The sequence below is a fragment of the Mycolicibacterium vulneris genome (assembly GCF_002104765.1).
GTDB lineage: Bacteria > Actinomycetota > Actinomycetes > Mycobacteriales > Mycobacteriaceae > Mycobacterium > Mycobacterium vulneris.
Map to the genome: position 1 here is coordinate 86,625 of NZ_NCXM01000001.1, position 18,357 is coordinate 104,981.

14 protein-coding genes, 1 pseudogene and 1 riboswitch are annotated in these 18,357 nt (G+C 59.1%); of the genes and pseudogenes, 6 read left to right on the forward strand and 9 right to left on the reverse strand.

All coding sequences use genetic code 11. The features are described from left to right. Positions 1–48 precede the first annotated feature (48 nt). The 3 genes from B8W69_RS00390 to B8W69_RS00400 all read right to left on the reverse strand — a co-directional run bounded on the left by B8W69_RS00390 (position 49) and on the right by B8W69_RS00400 (position 3,007). Positions 49–591 carry a lipoprotein LppJ family protein gene (locus B8W69_RS00390; protein WP_245843013.1) on the reverse strand — a complete coding sequence of 181 codons (543 nt, stop codon included), beginning with the start codon at positions 589–591 and terminating at the stop codon, positions 49–51. Positions 592–599: 8 nt separating this feature from the next. Continuing rightward, positions 600–2,444: a putative alpha/beta hydrolase gene (locus B8W69_RS00395; RefSeq protein ID WP_085287998.1), complete on the reverse strand. Its 1,845-nt coding sequence runs from the start codon at positions 2,442–2,444 to the stop codon at positions 600–602. Positions 2,445–2,599: 155 nt separating this feature from the next. Beyond that, positions 2,600–3,007 (reverse strand): DUF7229 domain-containing protein, encoded by a 408-nt coding sequence (locus tag B8W69_RS00400; protein WP_085287999.1) that lies wholly within the window; start codon positions 3,005–3,007, stop codon positions 2,600–2,602. 1,431 nt (positions 3,008–4,438) lie between these two features. Between B8W69_RS00400 and B8W69_RS00405 the strand changes: the two genes are divergently transcribed. Further along, on the forward strand, positions 4,439–5,650 hold the full coding sequence (locus tag B8W69_RS00405; protein WP_085288000.1) for a hypothetical protein: 1,212 nt from the start codon (positions 4,439–4,441) through the stop codon (positions 5,648–5,650). A 661-nt stretch (positions 5,651–6,311) separates the two neighbouring features. Here B8W69_RS00405 and B8W69_RS00410 read toward each other — a convergent pair. Then, a pseudogene (locus B8W69_RS00410) lies at positions 6,312–8,828 on the reverse strand (P-loop NTPase fold protein); the annotation flags it as partial. A gap of 277 nt (positions 8,829–9,105) precedes the next feature. After that, on the reverse strand, positions 9,106–9,696 hold the full coding sequence (locus B8W69_RS00415; RefSeq protein ID WP_165762524.1) for a recombinase family protein: 591 nt from the start codon (positions 9,694–9,696) through the stop codon (positions 9,106–9,108). Positions 9,697–9,926: 230 nt separating this feature from the next. Here B8W69_RS00415 and B8W69_RS00420 point away from each other — a divergent pair, with 230 nt between their 5' ends. After that, entirely contained in the window at positions 9,927–10,874 is a 948-nt protein-coding gene (locus B8W69_RS00420) for a DUF6602 domain-containing protein (protein ID WP_085288003.1), read from the forward strand. Between the two features lie 178 nt (positions 10,875–11,052). Here the strand turns inward: B8W69_RS00420 and B8W69_RS00425 are convergent, their stop codons facing one another. Further along, complete coding sequence (locus tag B8W69_RS00425) at positions 11,053–12,318, reverse strand: hypothetical protein (protein ID WP_085288004.1); 1,266 nt, start codon at positions 12,316–12,318, stop codon at positions 11,053–11,055. Between the two features lie 100 nt (positions 12,319–12,418). Beyond that, positions 12,419–12,528: riboswitch (SAM riboswitch) on the forward strand. 493 nt (positions 12,529–13,021) lie between these two features. Further along, the gene (locus tag B8W69_RS00435; protein ID WP_085288006.1) at positions 13,022–13,582 is read right to left on the reverse strand and encodes a hypothetical protein; all 561 of its coding nucleotides are present in this window, start codon (positions 13,580–13,582) and stop codon (positions 13,022–13,024) included. A 202-nt stretch (positions 13,583–13,784) separates the two neighbouring features. Between B8W69_RS00435 and B8W69_RS00440 the strand changes: the two genes are divergently transcribed. After that, positions 13,785–14,786, forward strand: a complete 1,002-nt coding sequence (locus tag B8W69_RS00440; RefSeq protein ID WP_085288007.1) for a toll/interleukin-1 receptor domain-containing protein — start codon at positions 13,785–13,787, stop codon at positions 14,784–14,786. 249 nt (positions 14,787–15,035) lie between these two features. Here the strand turns inward: B8W69_RS00440 and B8W69_RS00445 are convergent, their stop codons facing one another. Then, on the reverse strand, positions 15,036–15,377 hold the full coding sequence (locus tag B8W69_RS00445) for a hypothetical protein (protein ID WP_133057949.1): 342 nt from the start codon (positions 15,375–15,377) through the stop codon (positions 15,036–15,038). Positions 15,378–15,514: 137 nt separating this feature from the next. On the opposite strand from B8W69_RS00445, the gene B8W69_RS31145 reads away from it, so the two are divergent. Beyond that, on the forward strand, positions 15,515–15,727 hold the full coding sequence (locus tag B8W69_RS31145) for a helix-turn-helix transcriptional regulator (RefSeq protein ID WP_085288009.1): 213 nt from the start codon (positions 15,515–15,517) through the stop codon (positions 15,725–15,727). Between the two features lie 165 nt (positions 15,728–15,892). Then, positions 15,893–16,081: a helix-turn-helix domain-containing protein gene (locus B8W69_RS00455; protein ID WP_085288010.1), complete on the forward strand. Its 189-nt coding sequence runs from the start codon at positions 15,893–15,895 to the stop codon at positions 16,079–16,081. Between the two features lie 41 nt (positions 16,082–16,122). On the opposite strand, the gene B8W69_RS31760 is transcribed toward B8W69_RS00455, so the two are convergent. After that, positions 16,123–16,248, reverse strand: coding sequence for a hypothetical protein (locus B8W69_RS31760; protein WP_281255189.1), 126 nt, complete (start codon positions 16,246–16,248; stop codon positions 16,123–16,125). A 164-nt stretch (positions 16,249–16,412) separates the two neighbouring features. Here B8W69_RS31760 and B8W69_RS00460 point away from each other — a divergent pair, with 164 nt between their 5' ends. Beyond that, positions 16,413–18,254, forward strand: coding sequence for a hypothetical protein (locus tag B8W69_RS00460; RefSeq protein ID WP_085288011.1), 1,842 nt, complete (start codon positions 16,413–16,415; stop codon positions 18,252–18,254). The last annotated feature ends 103 nt before the right edge of the window (positions 18,255–18,357 follow it).

An 18,357-nucleotide genomic window follows, 5' to 3' on the forward strand; every position in this document is an offset into this window, starting at 1 on the left:
AAGACACCCTTCGGCAATTCAATCTGCACGACACCGTCTTGGGCGGCGTCACGCCAACTGATCTGGTGGTATCGGTTCGGGCAGCATGTTCGCTTTCGTGGTCATGTCGCGGCATTCACCGTAAATAGTGATCGACCCTCCCGAATTCTGGACTGGGGAGTAAGGGTCGAAGACTGCCGTGACGCCTTGTTTGCTTACGGCGGAGGCGTGGGTGTGGAAGTCTCCTGGTGCTCCCCAGCCGTGTTGTTTGAGCGTGGCGATCATCTGCTGTATCTCAGCTTTGGACGCTTCAAGGGTCGGCGCGTGATCGTAGGCAAGCCCGACGATTCCCCGGAAAGGCGCGACAGCCTGGTCGTTACAGGAGTCACGGCTGAAATGACCTGAGACTGCTTTGAGTCCCAGAGTGGTGGCGATTTCTCGTGCCGCGTTGACCACTTGGGCTTTAGATTGTTCAGGAGTCATCGGGTTAGACACCCCTTCGCTCAGATTCCGTACGCTATTGCAAGATTGAAGTGCGAGGGCGATTGCCGCCCCTGCAGTGAGGACAACCACTGAACGCCACGCGGCGTTGATCCTCTTCAAGGTGCTCATCGATTTTCTCAATGGTAATGGCCTCCTGTCGGGCGTCGGAGAGACTCTGGATCGAATTCATCGGGGAGCCAATAGGTGCCGCGATGCTGCGCGGTCATGTTGTCGTGCGCCAATGCATCACCATGACCGGATGCAATATCGGCCATGCTGAACAACGATTCGTTCCCCGGTGTGAAGTAGGAACTGTGGTCCTTCAGCGGGAACGTCAGGCCTGGGGCTTCGGCTTTGAACCGCGTCGAACCCCAGCCTTCGACGGCGGGGTCGCTACCGAGGCCGATGGTGACGCCCGTTCCGGGCATGTGCCCTTGGATACCGCCGAGGTGAGTGATCGGGTCAGTGGATGCCGCGCCCACATAGACGTGTCCGCCTTCGGGAAGGTGAAAGTCACCGGCGTTGTGGGCAAGGTCTGTTCCTGGGCACCCCACGAGCACAACATCGTTGGCGTGCATCCCGGAGCCCGCTGCGGCGTCGGCCACCGTTGTAGAGCCGTAGGAGTGGCCGATGACGGTTACGTGAGAAGGCGCTCCTTGATGAGTTACGGCCAGACCGTTGACATCTCCGGCGAGCAGGCCTCCTCCGTCTCTCGCAAGAGTTGTCTGCCCAATCTGGGGATCGATCGCACTGTCGGGGGCGTGATATCCCATCCATACCAGAACCGAATTTGTTTTGTTGGGGTCGGCTCGTTGAGCTTCGTTGTAGATGTTGCGTCCGTCCGTGTGGGTCAGATAGCCGTCGCGCACGCTGCTGCCAGTGCCCGGTACGAGCACGGTGGTGTTGTCGGCCTTGTCGGGGTTGCCGATCGCAATGGCCTCTCTGCCACGGCCGTCGAAAGCTTCGGGGTCGTAGGTCTGCAGGAACACGGGGTTTTTGCTGCCGTCGGGATTGGTGCCGTCTGTGTTGAGTCCGTTCTGCGTCTTGAGCGCGTTGTTGTAGCGGGTGATGGCTGAGGGTGTCAGGCCATATAACTCCGGGTGTTGGGTCACCTGGTCAACGCCGACATGGGCTCGGCCAGCGGCGTTTTGCACGCGGGTGATGTCGTCGTTCATCACCGCCAGGTTGACCTTGTCCCGGATGTCGGTATCGATGCCGTAGAGGTTGCCCAGCTCGGGGGGATGTTGAGCGATTAACTGATCACGTTGTTCCTGGCTAAGCGATTCCCACCACCGCTTGACGTCTTCAGGTTTGGTGTTCCGCGGCGGTATTTGAATCTGTTCAGGTTTGTCTTGTGCGTCTACGGGCTCAAGGGGCTTGGGGTCATATCCGTCAGCTCTCAAATTTCCGAGGGAGCTTTGCAGCGTGGTCGAATAGCCATTGCGCGTTGAGTTCAGCTGGCTGAGAGCATCTTTGGTGTCATTAACCGCAGCCGTTTTGAGGGCCCTAATGATCGCGTGCAGCTCTTGCTGGCTCTCGGCGTCAGGGTGATCCCGCAGATCCTGCTCCGCCAAGTCAATCATGTGGTCGAGCTGCTCCAACTGGCCTTCTAGCGCGGCGATCTCTTGGGCTCCGGCCTTCTGCGCGTCGGCCAACGCAGCGGCGATATTCTCCAAGTCAGCGCCGATCTTGGGTAACTGTTCAGACTGCGCGCCAAGCGATTTGATGGTGCGCTGCACTTCGTCGGAGTTGTTGATCGGGTTGGGGCCGCCGTCCTGGTGGTTCCAGGCGGCGTTGAAGCGTTGCTGCGCCTGTGAGAATGCGTGGTCGGCCTCGGCGGTGTGGTGTCCGGCACCGTGGAAGGCTTCTGCCAGACGCTCAATCTGGGCCGGGCTGCCAGCTTGAAGAGTCCGGTTAACCTCCCACGGATCACCGCCAGCCCCTGCAACCAGCTCGGCGATAGTGAGATGCTTTAGCTGCATGGCATCCCACTACCGAGCCCCGGTAACTGATCAGCCACTCCCGTTGCACACCGGTCAGCGTTGCGCATCCCAGAGCACCGCCAGCCTCTCCCGACAGCGTCGCCATCCCCTCCGTGCACGGGAAAAAGGCTACCGCCGCGAGCTTGTCGATCAATTCACTTTCGGACTGTGGGCGGCGCGGTGCTCAAGGCGTCTTCGCAGCCAATCGCGGCCATGCGAGACGAGAGCTGCTTGAGAAGATCCCTAGCCGGGGTCCCGTGGTCACCGGCGTCGCGATAAGCGGCGACAGCAAGCACATGGAAGACGGAGTTCAGCTGATCGAACGAGTACCAGCGACGGCGATAGCAGCAAGCTGCTATGTCGATGACCATCCTGAACGTCAGATATCGGTATCTGCCCGGTGAACGCAACGGCTGCAAGATGGTGCCATCAACCTGTACAAATTCGCCGTGGCGCAGCCGCTGATCGAGCCAGGAGTAGCTCCTCCCGAGCAGGACAGCGGCTTCTCGGACTGAGTATGTCGGCTCCAATCCGGTGATTTGTGTGATGAGGTTGGTTGACATGATTCGGACCTCCTCCGTGTGTGAGTTGGCAGCCGAAGCTACGCAATACCTACACATTCAGACGGGAGTAAGCGCGAATTACAGTCTGCGGACAAATAGCGTCAAGCTTGGTACGAACGCCCGGATTTGTTGGGGCGCCCGAGAAATCAGCGACTCAGGGACGGGAGCTGCGGCTTTGCTCTGGAACTCTGCTTTTCTGCTTGATTAGGTTACCCAAAACCTACGCAAAAAGTAGAACTGAAACGCGACACCGTCAACTGTCGTATTCGTTCTTCGAGTCCGGCCCCGTGCCCACCTGATTCGGTGTGGTTTCAGGCCATTACGCCGATCTCAGTACTCGACCATGGGCTCGTTCCTCAAGACGGTTGAACTCTGGGTGATGACCAATGCGCCGGGAGGTGCCGAGTACTGGTGCCGAGTACTGGCTATCATCCCGACAGGTGCTTGACCGCATGGCCCGACGATCTGGCGAAAACAACGACACCCGGCGTCACCACACCGGCAGGATGATGGTGGACGCGGCCTCGATCGCACGCGACAAACTCCCCGATGTTGCCATTTAGCCTAGTGGATTTCGTGTCCCGGCTGGATACCCAATTTCTGATCGCAGTCCATGATGAATAGGGTAAGGGGTGGGTCCGCGCCCTGGTTGTGAAGCCACTGGGCCTTGCTAGTTGAGTAGTAATCTTTCCTGTCTGCGTCTACGCACCGTTGTAGCTTTTGTTCCGGTGAGTTGTACCAGTGCAACCAGAACGCAAAAATGACTACTGCTACGCCACCGATAACCACAAATAAGCGAACCCGGTTGTTGTTGAGCACTTGTTCACCGTTGATTTCTTAAGCCAGTTACACCTTCAAATTTACTTCCGCCCATATCTCGTACCTGCTGTTCTGCCGCAAGGGTTTCCATCAGTTGCGGCGGTGTCTATACCGGACTTCATCCAGCGAGGCTAGATCCGTCAACTCTACGAAAATTCAGCAGCGGCCAGACCAACGCGATTCGGCCGATCTCTCTCGCCCAGACAAACCCTAATCTCCGCACCAAGGAAGAATCAAAATACCAATGCATGCATATTCGCATCTCGCTCGCTCTCTGAGTCGTGCGGCAAGGTCGACCGTAGCCGTTGTCTCCGAGACTTTTGGCCCAAAGTCACCTTGGCCAGCTCGGCTTAGTGGTGGATGAACGCGCGCGCTATCCCACCTCCCCGCTTGGGAGTGGGCGCGAGCTTGCCGTGGGCAGCCTGATAGCCGAACGAGGCGCTCCGGCGTTGAGGCATCCACCCACCCCGGTGAGCAGCGACATCAGTGACGGTGTACTTGGGCAGCCGGTTGGGAACGCCGTTGTTGATCTCAGCACCTCCGATAGAGAAGATGCTTTTGGAGTGAGCAAGTCGCCCGGCCAGATTAAATGGAACTCGCTACGCTTCATCCGTGGCGGAATCCCGGGATTCGGAGCTGTCTGGCTACACCTCTTCGAGCAGCGCTATAGAGCGTGCTCAACAAGCGATAAATGAGCTTGAGGAGGTTAGACAGGGGCACCATCGGCTCGGTCCACTTTCCTGGTTTGCGGTCGGCACCGTAATCGTGCTTGCCCTAGTCGGTGTTGTTATTCACACCTTCTGCGAGGAGCGAGCACCGCAGATTGACTCGACTTCGGTCGCGCTACTGGCCGTCGCGTTGATCGCTCCGTTTGTGCCCAACCTGAAGGCATTGGAAGTTGGGGGCGCTAAGGCAGAGTGGCGAGAGTCAGCGCAGGCGGGGCTGAAGGATATCGTCGCCGGCTTCAAGTCGCAGCAAGAAGCGATCCAAAAACTGTATGACGACGTTGGATCTACGATCGCCTCGGGTGCACAGCCGGAGCTTAAGCAGGAGCAAATCGATGCCAGCGCGGGAGTTCTGCCGGTCCATGGCGACACCGGGCGTCCGCCTAAGCCACTGCGCCGTGTTTTGTGGTTCGACGAATGCCCCAGAAGCAGCGAAAACGAGGTAACGAGTTTACGGAAGTTTCTGCGCGTCGTCGTCGCCACGTCGCGAGAGCAGGCAATTGCATTCATCTCGCGGGGAGAGGTCGACGCAGTCATCATCAACGAAATGCGAGGAGATCCCGATGTTTCTGCGCCACCGCCGGGTCTCGCGGCGTTTGTCGGGGGTGACGGGATTCTCGCAGCGCCGCGTTTGCCCCTATTCCTCTACATATCCGAATCACTGGCGGGAGCATATGGCGCGCAGATTGACCGGGCCACGGTGACGGTAGTGGCGTCCTTTAGCGAACTCGTTCGGGGGCTCAGGCTGCTCGAAGGTGCAGCCCTTGAGCAGTTCGCACTTACGGTCGCTGCCGGGATCGGTGCCCGCTCTGAGCCGCAGCCGGATCGCAGGGTCGACTTGGTTATCGAGCTCGAGGGTGGCGAGCGTGTCGGCATTGAAGTCGCGTCGTGGTTGAAGAGGCCTCAGATGGCGGCTTTCGTCGGGCCGGTGGGCAGGTTAGCCGACGGGCTTACAGCGAACCGTTTCGCTCGCGGCATATTGCTGGCCCAGCCTGATTTGATCGATGAACGCAGACGACAGTGGGCCTCCGAGCACCGGGTCAAGGTCATAGGTCCAGATGAACTGCGCGATGCGCTCTTAGGCATCAACGACCGCTAGCGAGACTGGCATTTCCGGCGCGACGACAGCCATCAAATCAGCTGATCGTCTCGAAAACGACGACATATGAGAGTCTCGAATATCGGTCTCGAGACGCCAGCACTTCGACTTGCGGATTGGCCGCTTCTCAGGAGCCATGTACCTCCGTGTCAGCGAGAGGCGTTGTGAGAGGCTTGTCATCTGTCGCGCCCGACTCGAGATCAGTCGCCGGAGCAATCGTTTCAGTGCCGAGCGGACTGCTACGTAGGTGTCTGCGAAGTGCCCGGCTGCCCGATCCGCGAATACGCTTCAGTAACGCAACGAGCACCTTATTGGCAGCCAGGTCTGGGTCAACGCCCAACGACTTTGCGAGGCCATCGATTCTTATGCCTTCGCCTACCGGGAGTGAAGCGGGATTCGGCACCGGAAGGTCTGTCTTCCGAAATGTCCGTCGTACCACCCCCCACCACCGATCTTCGCTGGACGGCGGGTTTGAAGCTTTGGCCTGAATGATGGCGTAGTCCACAAAGTCCCAAATGGGGTCTTCCCCGGAATTCTCGTCGATTAGGACCGAATAGAGCGATGGATAGAGCTGTTGGAGAAGGATTGCGGTGATGAGTAGGGTGCTGTTTAAGGGTGCATCGCGCCATGCGGCGTCAAGGTGGTGTTCTAAGACAAAGCTATTTATGATTCGCTTGATCCGCCGAGGATTTCGTTCTGTCGCTTCGGCAAGTATGTCGACGACAGTTTCATCGAGCAGCTGCGAAATACCGGACTGTTCGCCGTAGACCTTGATGAGCTCATTGACTTTTTTGCTGTTGGGCACTGGCACTCGGTATGAAACTTGGACGATTTTTTCTAGGTATGTCCGACCTTCCCCGATGGCACCTCGGGCCCGACCGGCGGCGCTCCGCGCGATCACCGAAAGGTCGCAGGCGATGACGAAAATAAGTCCGGGTGCATCGAGGTAGACCTTTACCGCTTCGCACACGCGGACAACGACCTCGTCTGTGCAGCGGTCAAGGTCGTCAATGAATACGACAAGTGTTCGGCGGTTAGAGCGTTTACCGCCTTGCTTGATCCAGTCGGAAAGCATTCCGTGGAGGTCTTCGCGAAGTTTATTGCGCGCCTGTGCATCGACGTGAAGCCCGGCCCACATGTCGTCTACTAGCCGCGTCAACCCGAGAAACCTTGCAGCGATCGCGAAGCTAACCCGCGCCAGACTGACCACACCGCGTCGCTTTGCTATTTTGCGTGCCCATCGCCGCACAATATTTGGGTCCAGTTCTAGAACCACCGATTTGATCAGGCCCTCAAGCGCATCCCCGCCTTCAGCCGTCCAAGCGTTGAACTTGAGCTTGACGACCCCCTCATGCCTAGCTGGAAGTTTGTCGCCGATCTGTTCTAACAGGCTGCTTTTACCCACACCCCATCCGCCGTCGATTGCCATGACAAATGGTGCTGCATAGCGCGATACCTGAATGATGTCCGCGATCTTTTTGGCGAGATCTGCGGTGCACAGCACGTCGCCGCCGCTGCCGACAGGCATGTCGTTCAACATGCGGTACTCATGCCCGGTGTCCGTAGTTATTTCCGGCAATACTTCCGGGTGAGTGGCGCCTGGTAGCGAAGTGAAGAGCTCGTCTGCGGCGATATCGGTCATCTCGGCGATGACATCGACAATAAGGTCGTCATCTACTTCGGCAACGAAATCGAACTCCTCGGCATACCTTTTCCGCTCGGCTACCAGCTGCTTCTCCCGGTCCCGCATACTGGCCGCCTTCTCGAAGTCCTGGGCATCGATCGCCGCTTCCTTCTCTTGACGGGCCTCGTAGATCTTCTCGTCGAACTCACGGAGGCCTGGGGGCCTAATCTGCCAGATCAGCATCCGGGCGCCCGCCTCATCGATTAGGTCGATCGCCTTGCTCGGCAAGAAGCGGTCGTTGATGTAGTGGTCCGCCAGGGTGGCGGCGGCCACACATGCCCCATCGGTGAATGACACTTGGTGGTGGGCCTCGTATCGGTCCCGCAGGTCCTTGAGGATCTCGATGGTCTGGCGCACGGTCGGTTCACCCACCGGGACCGGTTGGAAGCGCCGTTCAAGGGCAGCATCCTTTTCGATGTAATTGCGGTATTCGCCGGGAGTGGTTGCACCAATGATCTGCAGCTCGCCGCGCGCGAGCTTGGGCTCAAGGATCGACGCAGCATGAATCGCATCCTTGGCGCCCCTGGCGCCCATCAGCGCGTGCAGCTCGTCGATGAACAGGATGATGTCGTCGCGCGTGCCGACCTCGTTGAATACCCTCTTAAGGCGCTCCTCAAAGTGCTTGCTGTCGCTGTCTATCTCTAACGAGCGTGGGTCCAGGCTGTAGAGCTGCTTGCCCTTCAGCGTCTCGGGAACCTGGCCGTGCACGATGGCCTGTGCCAGAGCTTCGATGACAGCGGTCTTGCCGACACCCGGCTCGCCAATCAGAACGGGATTGTTTTTGGTGCGCAAGCTCAGCAGCACCTGCATCACTCGCTCGATTTCCTTCTGGCGGCCGATGATTGGGTGAAGCTTGCCTTCCATCGCGGCGGCCGTCAGGTTGCGTCCGAACTGGTCGAGAACCAACGAGTTGGGCGGGCTGCCGGATTCGTCGCCGCGACCACCGGTTCCGGCTTCGGCTGCCTCGTTGCCCTGGTAACCCGACAGCAGCTGGATCACCTGCTGGCGCACTCGGGTCAGCTCGGCGCCGAGCTTGACCAGTACCTGGGCGGCCACGCCCTCGCCCTCACGAATCAGGCCCAGCAAAACGTGCTCGGTGCCGATATAGCTGTGGCCGAGCTGCAGCGCCTCGCGCAAGCTCAGCTCGAGCACCTTCTTGGCGCGCGGTGTGAACGGGATGCGCCCCGACGGCGCCTCCTCGTCCTCGCCGACCATCTCCTCAAGCCCGTCGACGATTTCCTCGCCCTCTCCAACGACATGCTCAGGCTGGTCGACGATTTCCTCGCCCTCGCCGATGATCTCCTCGACCTGACTGCGGACGTCCTCGAGCGAGATCCCGAGCGACTCCAGCGATTTCGCTCCGACGCCCTCGTCTTCGTGAATCAAACCCAACAGGATGTGCTCCGTGCCGATGTGGTCGTGGTTGAGCGCTCGCGCTTCTTCGTGGGCGAAGAGCACAACTCGTCGCGCAGCATCGTTGAATCGCTCGAACATGTCGAAACAATGACACATAATTTCGGCTGCGGGGACAAATCTTCTGATGCCATTGGTCGGCAACCATTGCAGACCACCCCGATCAGAAAGGGCCAAGTTGAGGTAGGTCCCTCCCGGTGAATTACCAACGGTCCGGGACACGAGGCTGTCTTGAAAATGACCACTTATGCGACACGCCACAACCAGCCTGTGAGACAAGCGATTCGCCCGGTCGGCGTGTCTCAGAAGTTTGTCTCAGGATGAACCTCTCACCCGCATTGTCCGAGAATTTACGTAGTCAGGCCCGATTGATTACCGGATCATTCAGCCTTAGCACCTTCAGGGTCCGGAACACCGTGCTTCGGCTTACGCCAAAAAGGGTCGTCAGCTCACTTACCGGCTCGCCCTGTTGGTAGAGGCGCAGCAGTCTCTTTTGTTGGGCCGCATCAAGTTTCATGGGTTTGGTCGCTGGCAGCCCTCGGGTGATACGCGCTTCACGAGACGCCGCACGGCGCTCTTTTCCTAGTTCAAATTCCAATTCCGCGATCGTGGCCATGATGCTGGTGACAGCACGTCCCGTCGGGGTGCTGGTGTCGACCCCTTCCCGGAGAGATCGAACATGAACGCCGCGAGTGGTCAGCTCATGGAGGGCAGTTGCCACTTCCCGGACGGAACGCCCGAGCCGGTCTACGGCGACGACCACAAGTTGATCGCCTTCACGAAGCCAGCCCATGCACTCCGCCCAACCCGGTCGGTCGCTACCGGCGCGGCCGGAGGCGGTGTCGGTGAAGACCCGGTCGGGAGTGATGCCTGCGGCGCCGACGGCGTCGTGCTGCTGATCGATGGACTGCTGGCCGGTGGACACCCGGAAGTACGCGGCGGTGCTCATGTTCATATGGAACCGTTGCGGTCCGACAATTCATCCGGTGTCAGATTCGGGTGAATTCGGACTCGCTTGTGACACTGGGATATCGGACTCTTCGACGTGGGCTAATCGGTGGGCTGTGGACCAGCTCGTGCGGGTCTCGAATGTTTAGAAACGACACTTCGTATGAAGATAGATATGGCAGGCGGTGTTTCGTCGCAGAACTGTCAGACCGCCCTAGCTACGCTCGATGAATGATCCACGAGCATCACGAGTGGCTCGCCGACGTGAACGAGTCCATCGTGGAGTCGTACGAGCGGGAACAAGAGCAGGCACGCCAGCGGGGACGTGTCCAGGAGACAGGTCACGGTGTCGAGTCTCGCTGGGACGAGGTGCTATCTGATTGGCTGCCGCCGCAGTATGAGGTTGAGAAGCGGAAGTACCTGCTACTCGAAACCGAGGACGGTCCACCGCAGACCAAGGAAACTGACCTTGTCGTCTTCCACCCCCACTACCCAGAAAAGCTTCGCAAGAAGCACCATGTCCTTGCATCAGGGGTAGCAGCTGCGTTCAGCGTTAGGCGAACGATACGCCGAGACGACGTCCAGGAAGCTTTCGAAGATGCGATAACCCTCCGTCGAGGGATGAAGGTACGGGAGGGGACTCTCAAGGCTCACTTGATCCCTCCGGTCTTCTTTGGGCTGCTCGGTGAATCCCACGATTGGAAGGCTCCCGACAGCACTCCAAAAGAGAATATAAAAGCCATAACAAATGAGTTTGATCGAGATCTTGTCAAATCTCCCCGCGAAGGACTCGACCTGCTCTGTATCGCGGATCTCGGAACATGGAGCCGAACAACTGCCGTGCTGCCTCAGAGATTCATGGCAGCACAGGCATGGCCGGAAGATGTCAGGATAGCCTTCACTGGCAGCACTGAGATTGAATCTCTTGTCTTGTCGGGCATGCGTCACGACTATGAACAAACAAATCTGTCACCACTGACTAATTTGATCGGGTCATTGTGGGGGATGCTGGCGATCAACGACCCCGCACTTAAACCACTTGCACATGGTCTTCGCATCACGAAGACAGTGGACGCTAGTGGCAACCTCAATATGGGGTCGGGACCCTACAAACTTGCCGACGTGGCTACCCCGAAGATCGCTGATGGATACCGGAATCACGAACCGTGGTCTTTCTAGCTGTCCGGTGCACCTACCTAACCGCTAGCCCTGTAATCCCTTGTTCCGCTTCATCTTTCGTAACAAGCTTGACAGCGGGTCAAAGACATGAGGTGTGTTGGTTCTAGATGCAGCGGAAATCATTGAGCGTTCACGAATCTAATCCCCTTGGCCCGTAACAGATTAGGAAGCTGTGACCTTACCCGTCGTCGCCGGATGCGTCGAGGGCGAGCTGTGCAGACTCGAAGATATCGACTTGCTCAATGGGCACCGTGAACGGGTCGCCTTCGAATACCGTGCCGTACCCGTGTGCCGTCACGGTGTAGGTGACGGTCACCTCGCTCAAAGCTGTGTCCCGCAGCACCAGCACCACGTCATCACGGGTGTGACGCCATGGCGGGTGAGGGCGTAGCTCGGCGAGAGTGATGGTGACTTCGAGATCCCCATCGCCGTTGTGGTCCCATCTAACCGGGTAGTCAGCGGGGAGTGCCGGTTTGAACTGCAGCATTGACGCGGTCTTGAACGGACCGTATGCCGGTGGCTCCCAATCTGGATCCTTTAGCCTCTCCCACTCGAATTCCTCCAGGCGGGCGAACTCAAGCCCTGCGGCACCGTGGAATGTCAGTATTACCTGCACGTTCATCAGGAAGGATTTTGCGAGGTTGGTGATGCGAAATCGCAAGCCGGGCCAGGTAATCGATGCGAGATAGTCCTGGCAAGCGTCCCACCTGTCCTCTAGTTGGCGACGCACCTCGACTACACGCTGGGCGATTTCTTCGTCCGAAATAGGTTGTGCGGCTTCGTCTGAGGTCCCGTAGCCCAGTGCTTGGATTACCGATACTGCGGGCAAGGCCCTCGCAAGGTTGGGTGGGTTGGAACGCAGTTCATCGTTGTGTTCGTGCAACGACTCCTCTTCCATTTTGACGAGGGCATCCAACAGCTCACCGTCGCGGATGAAGCTGCGAGCCGCACCGATTACTTCTGCGGTGACTAGGATCGGAGGTGGCCCAGCAGGAATCCCTAGAAATTGTTCCCGCACCCCCGCCATGTGCGGACGGTCAAGGACAGTCGTGACCCGCTCTAGGTGATACAGCTCGACCTTCGTGTCTCCGCCCACTTTGCCCAGTTCCTCGCGTTCGGCCAGACGTAACTCCTGGTTGGTCACAAAGGCAATGCCTACCGGTTTCGGCTTCTTCGACTCTGCCTTCTCAACGTCAGACGTGAGTTTGTCCGTAATCTCCTTGGTGCTTTGCTGGCCACGCGGAAAGTACACCGCCATAACCCACGGCTCGCCGTCCTTCTGGATCAGTGCGTCAGCGCCACCATCCTTACCCCCAAGCGGATGCGAAGGGTCGATGCTCTCGAACCCCTCCTCGTCTAGGATCAGGGCCGCCATCCGCTCCGATGGAGCCTGACCCAGCGTCCACTCCAGAAGTAGGTGCCAGGTCTCGTCGAATCGCCTCATGCGTCCTATCGTGCCGGTCAACACCCCGCAATCGGAGATGACACCCACTTCAACGCCGAGGGGCCTAGCGAACGTCCTGGGCTGACTTACACTGAACGTGCTTCACGAGATGCGCCGACAAGCCCCGGCTCGGCGCACACCAACCCCACGCTCGCGGGTGGTCCGGGTGACGAAGCGGTCGGCACCAACCGGTGTAGGCAAGAGCGCCTTCGTTTTGGAGGCTCGGAAAAACACGGAGTCTCGATGTTGTTCTCGACGGTCAGACAGAGGCACCTATGAGTGCTGTGCGCGGCTGGATCGACCAGCCGTCGTCCACTATGGAGCAGGTGCGCGAGCAGTGGATAGCCAGCCACCGGGAGCAAGGTCATGAACCCTATGCGGCCCCCACCCAGGAGAACCCCGAGCGCTGGGAATGCAAGTGCGACCCAGCCGCCGTCTGGACTGCCGTCTGGCGCATCTTGACGCCCCCACAAATCAGGCAGAAGTTCGCCCACCTGAGGAGGAAAGGCCGGAACAAGGCCGCCGCAACCTCGAAGTTCACGTAGCCGAGATCCAGCTCAATAGGGAGGCCAAGAACGCCGAGCTGCGCAAGCTCGCAACAGCCGCATCCTGGCCCTGAAGATCAGTGCCAGGTACGCGAGGGCGACGCGGGCTCGACGAACAATGACTGCCGAAATCGTCACGGCGAGATCGGCCGGGCTGCCTACTCGGGACAGAACATCGCCAACTGCGCTCGTTGCCTGTCGGTGAGGATGAGCGCTGGGTTCGTCGACCGAGGATAGATCTCGGCCGCATTCCATTGGGCGACGCGAACACTGGTTGCAATCCCGATCTTGGATCCGGCCTCCCGCAGCTCTGCCAGCAAGTCCTCGGATCTAAACAAGTACACGGACTGGATGCAAAATGGTCTCAGCGTTCCCCGCGAGGAGCCGAGGTTGCTCTTGGGGCCTGTGAAGATGAGGTAGTAATCCAGTGCGGGGCTTTCGGTCACATCGAGCGAACCGTATTGCTGCAGATAGGTTTTGACGTTGACTGTGTGTCCTGCCAACGGTCCAGTGGTGAAGTGCCCATCGAACGCGGTGTTGTTGGCCGTCGCCGCCAGTTCGATGTCGAAGACCTTGGCGGCGATCCATTCGCCGATGTCCCCGACCGTTGCCGGTCGGTTCAGGATCGCCCCAATTCGGGCGTCGATCGAGTTGCGCTCCCTGATCAGTGCGGCGAACTCGGCGAGCTGTGCTTCATCAACATCAAGTGCCTCACCCATGGGGACCGAGTATCGCAGACACTGCCGACGAGTGGCCGATAACTGTCAGCACCCCCTGTCAAACTCGCGGGATGATCATCATTGATCCCATCTTTCGGAGGGTGCTCGCCAAAAGCCCGGTTGATTCCGGTGAGAGGATGTTCTCTTCACTACCGCCCGCTTCGACGCTAGGAAACGTACATTGCTAAGCCGAGCCGACCGATTGGGCCTGATCCTGCGGATCGCTGATCACTTGCTGAGCAGTCCCGACATGCCGTGGCACCGCATGGTCTTCGCTCTCGACAGCCTCGGGTTCGACACAGCAGGCGACACTCTTGAGCAGATGATGGGCACAGGGACCGACGAGCAGGTATGCGAGTTGGCCCTCGCTTTCGGGTTGGATCTTCCGCCAGGAGCAGCTACGTCCACTTCGGCCACGACAACGACGACACGGGTCGCGGCGGCGCAGCCCTTGTTTATTTTCGGGTCCCACCTCAGCAAGCACAAGGCATTCGTCGGCGAAGTCGGTCAGGAACTGGCCGCGTTCGGCATCAACTTATTTGTTGCACACGACACCATTACCCACGACACCGCTTGGGAGGACGAGATCAGAAAGGCGCTTGACCGCGCCGACGCCGGACTGGTGTTCGTGCACGACGGACTGAAGGACAGCCCGTGGTGCGATCAAGAAATCGGTTGGCTCCAAGGACGGCATGTCCCGGTAATGGCGCTCAGATTCGATGCCACACCTTACGGTTTCTTCGCGAGGTACCAGGCGCAGCCGGTACCGTGGGACACCGACGCTCGCACCATCGCGCAGATGACAGTCGATCGGATCGCCGCCAGGCCGGAACTCGCCTCGGCTTTCGCCGCATCGTTGGTGGCCTCGATGAAGGTTGTGAATACTTTCGACGCAACCAGGGCGCGATGGCGACACCTACGAGGGCTTGACAACCTCGACGCGAAATTGTGCTCACAGCTTCTCGAAGCGGCGAAGACCAATAACCAGATCTACTGGGCGACATCGCCGTGGGACGGCGAATCAGGCGAAACCATCAACCGATTGATCATCGCGTTTCTCCGGCGCCAGCCCGGTGGCGCTACCATCGCGCCAGACCTCGACGCCTATGAAAAGTACCTGGACGCGCTGGACACGCAAGGCAAAGGGCTATACACCCTTCACGACAACCCGCCGCCAGGTACGGTGACGGGTGTAGCCCGCTAACCTCCGCACCGATACGACGGTCAACGTCCGTCGTAGACCTTACTCGGACCGATGACCCCCGAGTGTCGCACCGGTACAACGCTATTGGCGGTATTGCGCGGGTTCGTCGCCAGTTCCTGATCACCGACATGCATCGACAGCTTCCACCGGGACCAGGTCGATCGCGGTGACAAGATCGTCAAGCCCTTGGGCTCGAATCACGGTGACAATGACGGGCCCCGATGAATGGTCGGGGCCCGCCTTTGCCTATCACCAATGGCAGTTCGCCAGCTCCTGAGCGATGTTCTCCAAGGTGTCGCCCTCGCCACGCAAGAAGGCGTTGGGTGCTGCTGCCGCTCCCGTGTGTCGGTTACCGGCGGAATCACCGATCAACACGTACATGCCGTAGTTGTCGGCTGAACGGTCACGAGTGCGGTTGCGTCGCAACAGAAACCCTTTGCGCTTGGCTTCGCGCCGGAGACGGTTTTCGAGTGTCTTGTGCTCATGATTATTCATAGGAAACTCCTTGTTCGTGGTTTTGGTATCACAAATCAGCCAAGCGGAACTCGGTGTGGAAGCGTCACCAATGAAGCTGCGCCTGGCTAATGCCATGCCACGAACAGTCGGAACGAATCCCGCACTGGCTTCCTGCACTGATAACGATGCGGCTGCCCGACGTGTTCCCGAAGTAGCGCGCTACCGAAGACAGCGCACCGTTCGCCGTCGTGGGCTGACTGTGATCGCCGGTCGTGTCAAATCAAATTCCGCCACATGCGACGCCTGCCGAACTCGCTGAGTATCTCCACACCACCACCGCTTCGCTCGCCCAGGATCGTTACCGGGGTACTGGCCCAAAGTTCATCAAGCGCGGCCGTCGGGTGCTCTACCGGTGGTCAGACATCTTGGAATGGTTGGAAAGCAACACGTTTCAACTTACTAATGATCCGAGACGGCAGCGGTGAGCGACACCTCTGACCGGTTGGCCCAGGCATTGCGCGACCTCATCAAGGAAGCCGTGCAAGAAGCCCGTTGAGCGGGACCGTCGGACATTACCGCCTGAACGTGTTGTTGAACGCCCGGAGCTTCCAGGCGATTTCGATCGGTGCCCATGGTGCAGCAAGAAACATATGCGGCACCTCGTGCCGGTCAAGGAAGCCCGGGAGCAGCTCGGTGGCATCAGTCCCACCACGTTCTACGCACTGGTAAAGGAAGGCGAACTGTCGCTCGTGAAGATCGGCCGCCGGTCATTCGTTCAGGCCGAAGAACTCGATGATTTCGTTCGGCGAAAGCGACAGTGGGCCCGGGGTCCCCAATGACCGGCTCAGTCCCAACGACGGGCTCCTTAACACACAAGAAATCAGGTGGCCAGCGTTCTGATCACCGATATACAACGACAACCGCCGCCGACCATGTCGATCGCGGTCACCACGGGGATCGTCAGGGTGATGGCCTTCGCCTCGGATCGCTTCGCGCTCGGTGTCATCCATACCCGGTTGGACGCGAGCCGGTCAGTATCGGCTCCGACGGGGCCCGAGGATCTGCTCGGACCGCGCAGCCACCGGGATGACATGCCGTATCGAAAGAAGGACTTGTCGGCGCCATCTGGTACCAAGCCCTTGACGATACTTCTGAGTTGAGGGCTATCCAATGAACCTGACAGACGACGAGCAGAAGCTGCTGAGGTGCGTGGAGGTCGGGTCTCCATACTTCGGCTCCAACGCGACGATCCGTGGAAGTGTCATCCGGGCTATCGCAATCGGGGAGCTCGTAGCGAAACCCAACCCAAACGGCATCAACATCGCGTGCGCCAAGATCAAAGACGCTCTAATTCTGCTGAACGTCAGTACAGATCTTCAGCTGCACTTCAAGGCGTGTTCGTTCGAGAAGACAATCCTTGCGACCGGCGCCAGGATTCCGATTCTTCGCTTCGAGAACTGCCAGCTTCACGCTTCGATGGGACCAGCCATCGGGGCGGAGGGGCTCAAGGTATCCGGCGGTTTCACCATGCACGACTGCACCGTTGAAGTCCGAGAGGCCAACGCGGCGATCGAACTCGACAATTGTGAGGTTGGTGGACACCTCAGTTTCCAGCGGACCGTGGTCATCAACCCTGCAGGACAGTGCATATCCGGCGATCGCGCCAAAATAGGGTCAAACTTGACCCTGGCAGGTGTACGCGCCAAATCCGGCGGGGGAAATCTGGGCGCAATTCGCTTCAGCATCGCTGAGATCGGGGGCAAAATAAACTTCACTGAAGACAGCTCGATTGAGTCCCATGGCGGTCCCGCCGCTGTATTCGATGGGACGAAGACCGGCGACAATTTCCACGCCATCGGCCTTACAGCACACGCCTCCGCCGCGAAGCAGGGCACTCTGCGGCTCGACGCCATGGACATCGGTGGGCAACTAGTTTTGCACCGGTGCGGGGTCGCGAACCAGTCCAGTGTCGCGGTATCAGCGGACCGACTGAGGGTACACGGATCGGTGATGATCGGCCCCGAAACGTGGATCTACGGCTCCGGTCCGTCTGCGGCGCTGCGGTTGATGGGCGCAAAGGTGGATGGCAATCTCTCGTTCGAGAACACCGCAATCTTCAATGGCACCGGGCCAGCGATTGCTGCAGAGACGGCGGTCGTGGATGGCCACCTACATCTCAACGGCGGACTACGGGTAGAGGGGGCAGGGAGCGAAGGTGTCATCAGGCTTGGGGGCGCGTACGTAGGTCGTCGGCTCCAGGCCGACGCAGCTGGAACCGCTATTCCATGCGGCGGCTTAGTGCTTGACCTCGGAGATACGACGGTCGGCAGATTGGAATTAAACCCCCGGTTCGTCGACGACAATTCTCGCTGGCTGAACATCGACCGACTGTCCTATACCGGCTTACCCATGGGAGCGACGCGCAGTCAGTGGATATCTCTCGTTCGCGACAACACCACCGATTACAGCCCACAGGCCTGGCGACAGTTGTCCGACGCCTACCGAAATGCTGGTCACGACAACGATGCTCGTCGAGTTCTGTTCGCCCAACAGCGAGATCGCGCTGATCGCACCCTGCGTCCAGCTGGTCGCGAAAGCGAAGGCAGGTTTCGGTTGTGGATGCAGCGCCGATGGCTGGCCATTCTGCGAGTGACGATTGGGTACGGTTACCAAGTAGGTAGAGCGCTCGTGTGGCTGGCGGTAATTGCGATTTTATCGGTTGCTTTGGGCCTCGTGGCCGGAAACGTCGCCTATCGCGGGGAACTCACCGCAACTAGGCAGAGCGCTCCCGGAACTGCCCCATCTGCCTGCTCGTCAGTCGAGCAAGTGGGATTAGGCCTTGGTATTGGACTTCCGCTGATCAAGCAAGCCACACCAGATAATTGTCATGTCAACACCGTTAATCCGCTTGGGCAGTTGGTGACAGTGGCCGGGTGGGTTCTTCAACTCGTCGCCTGGGTGTTTGCCACACTCTTCATCGCAGGATTCACCAAGGTCATCCGGGTCAACTGACATCACCGATGCGTGCCATCTCGCGCCGGTGCGGTCGGCGCCGCGCAAGTTTGATTGAGATGCGCTCCGTCTTTTTGTTCGTTCCCCTGCCCCTAAAGGGGCA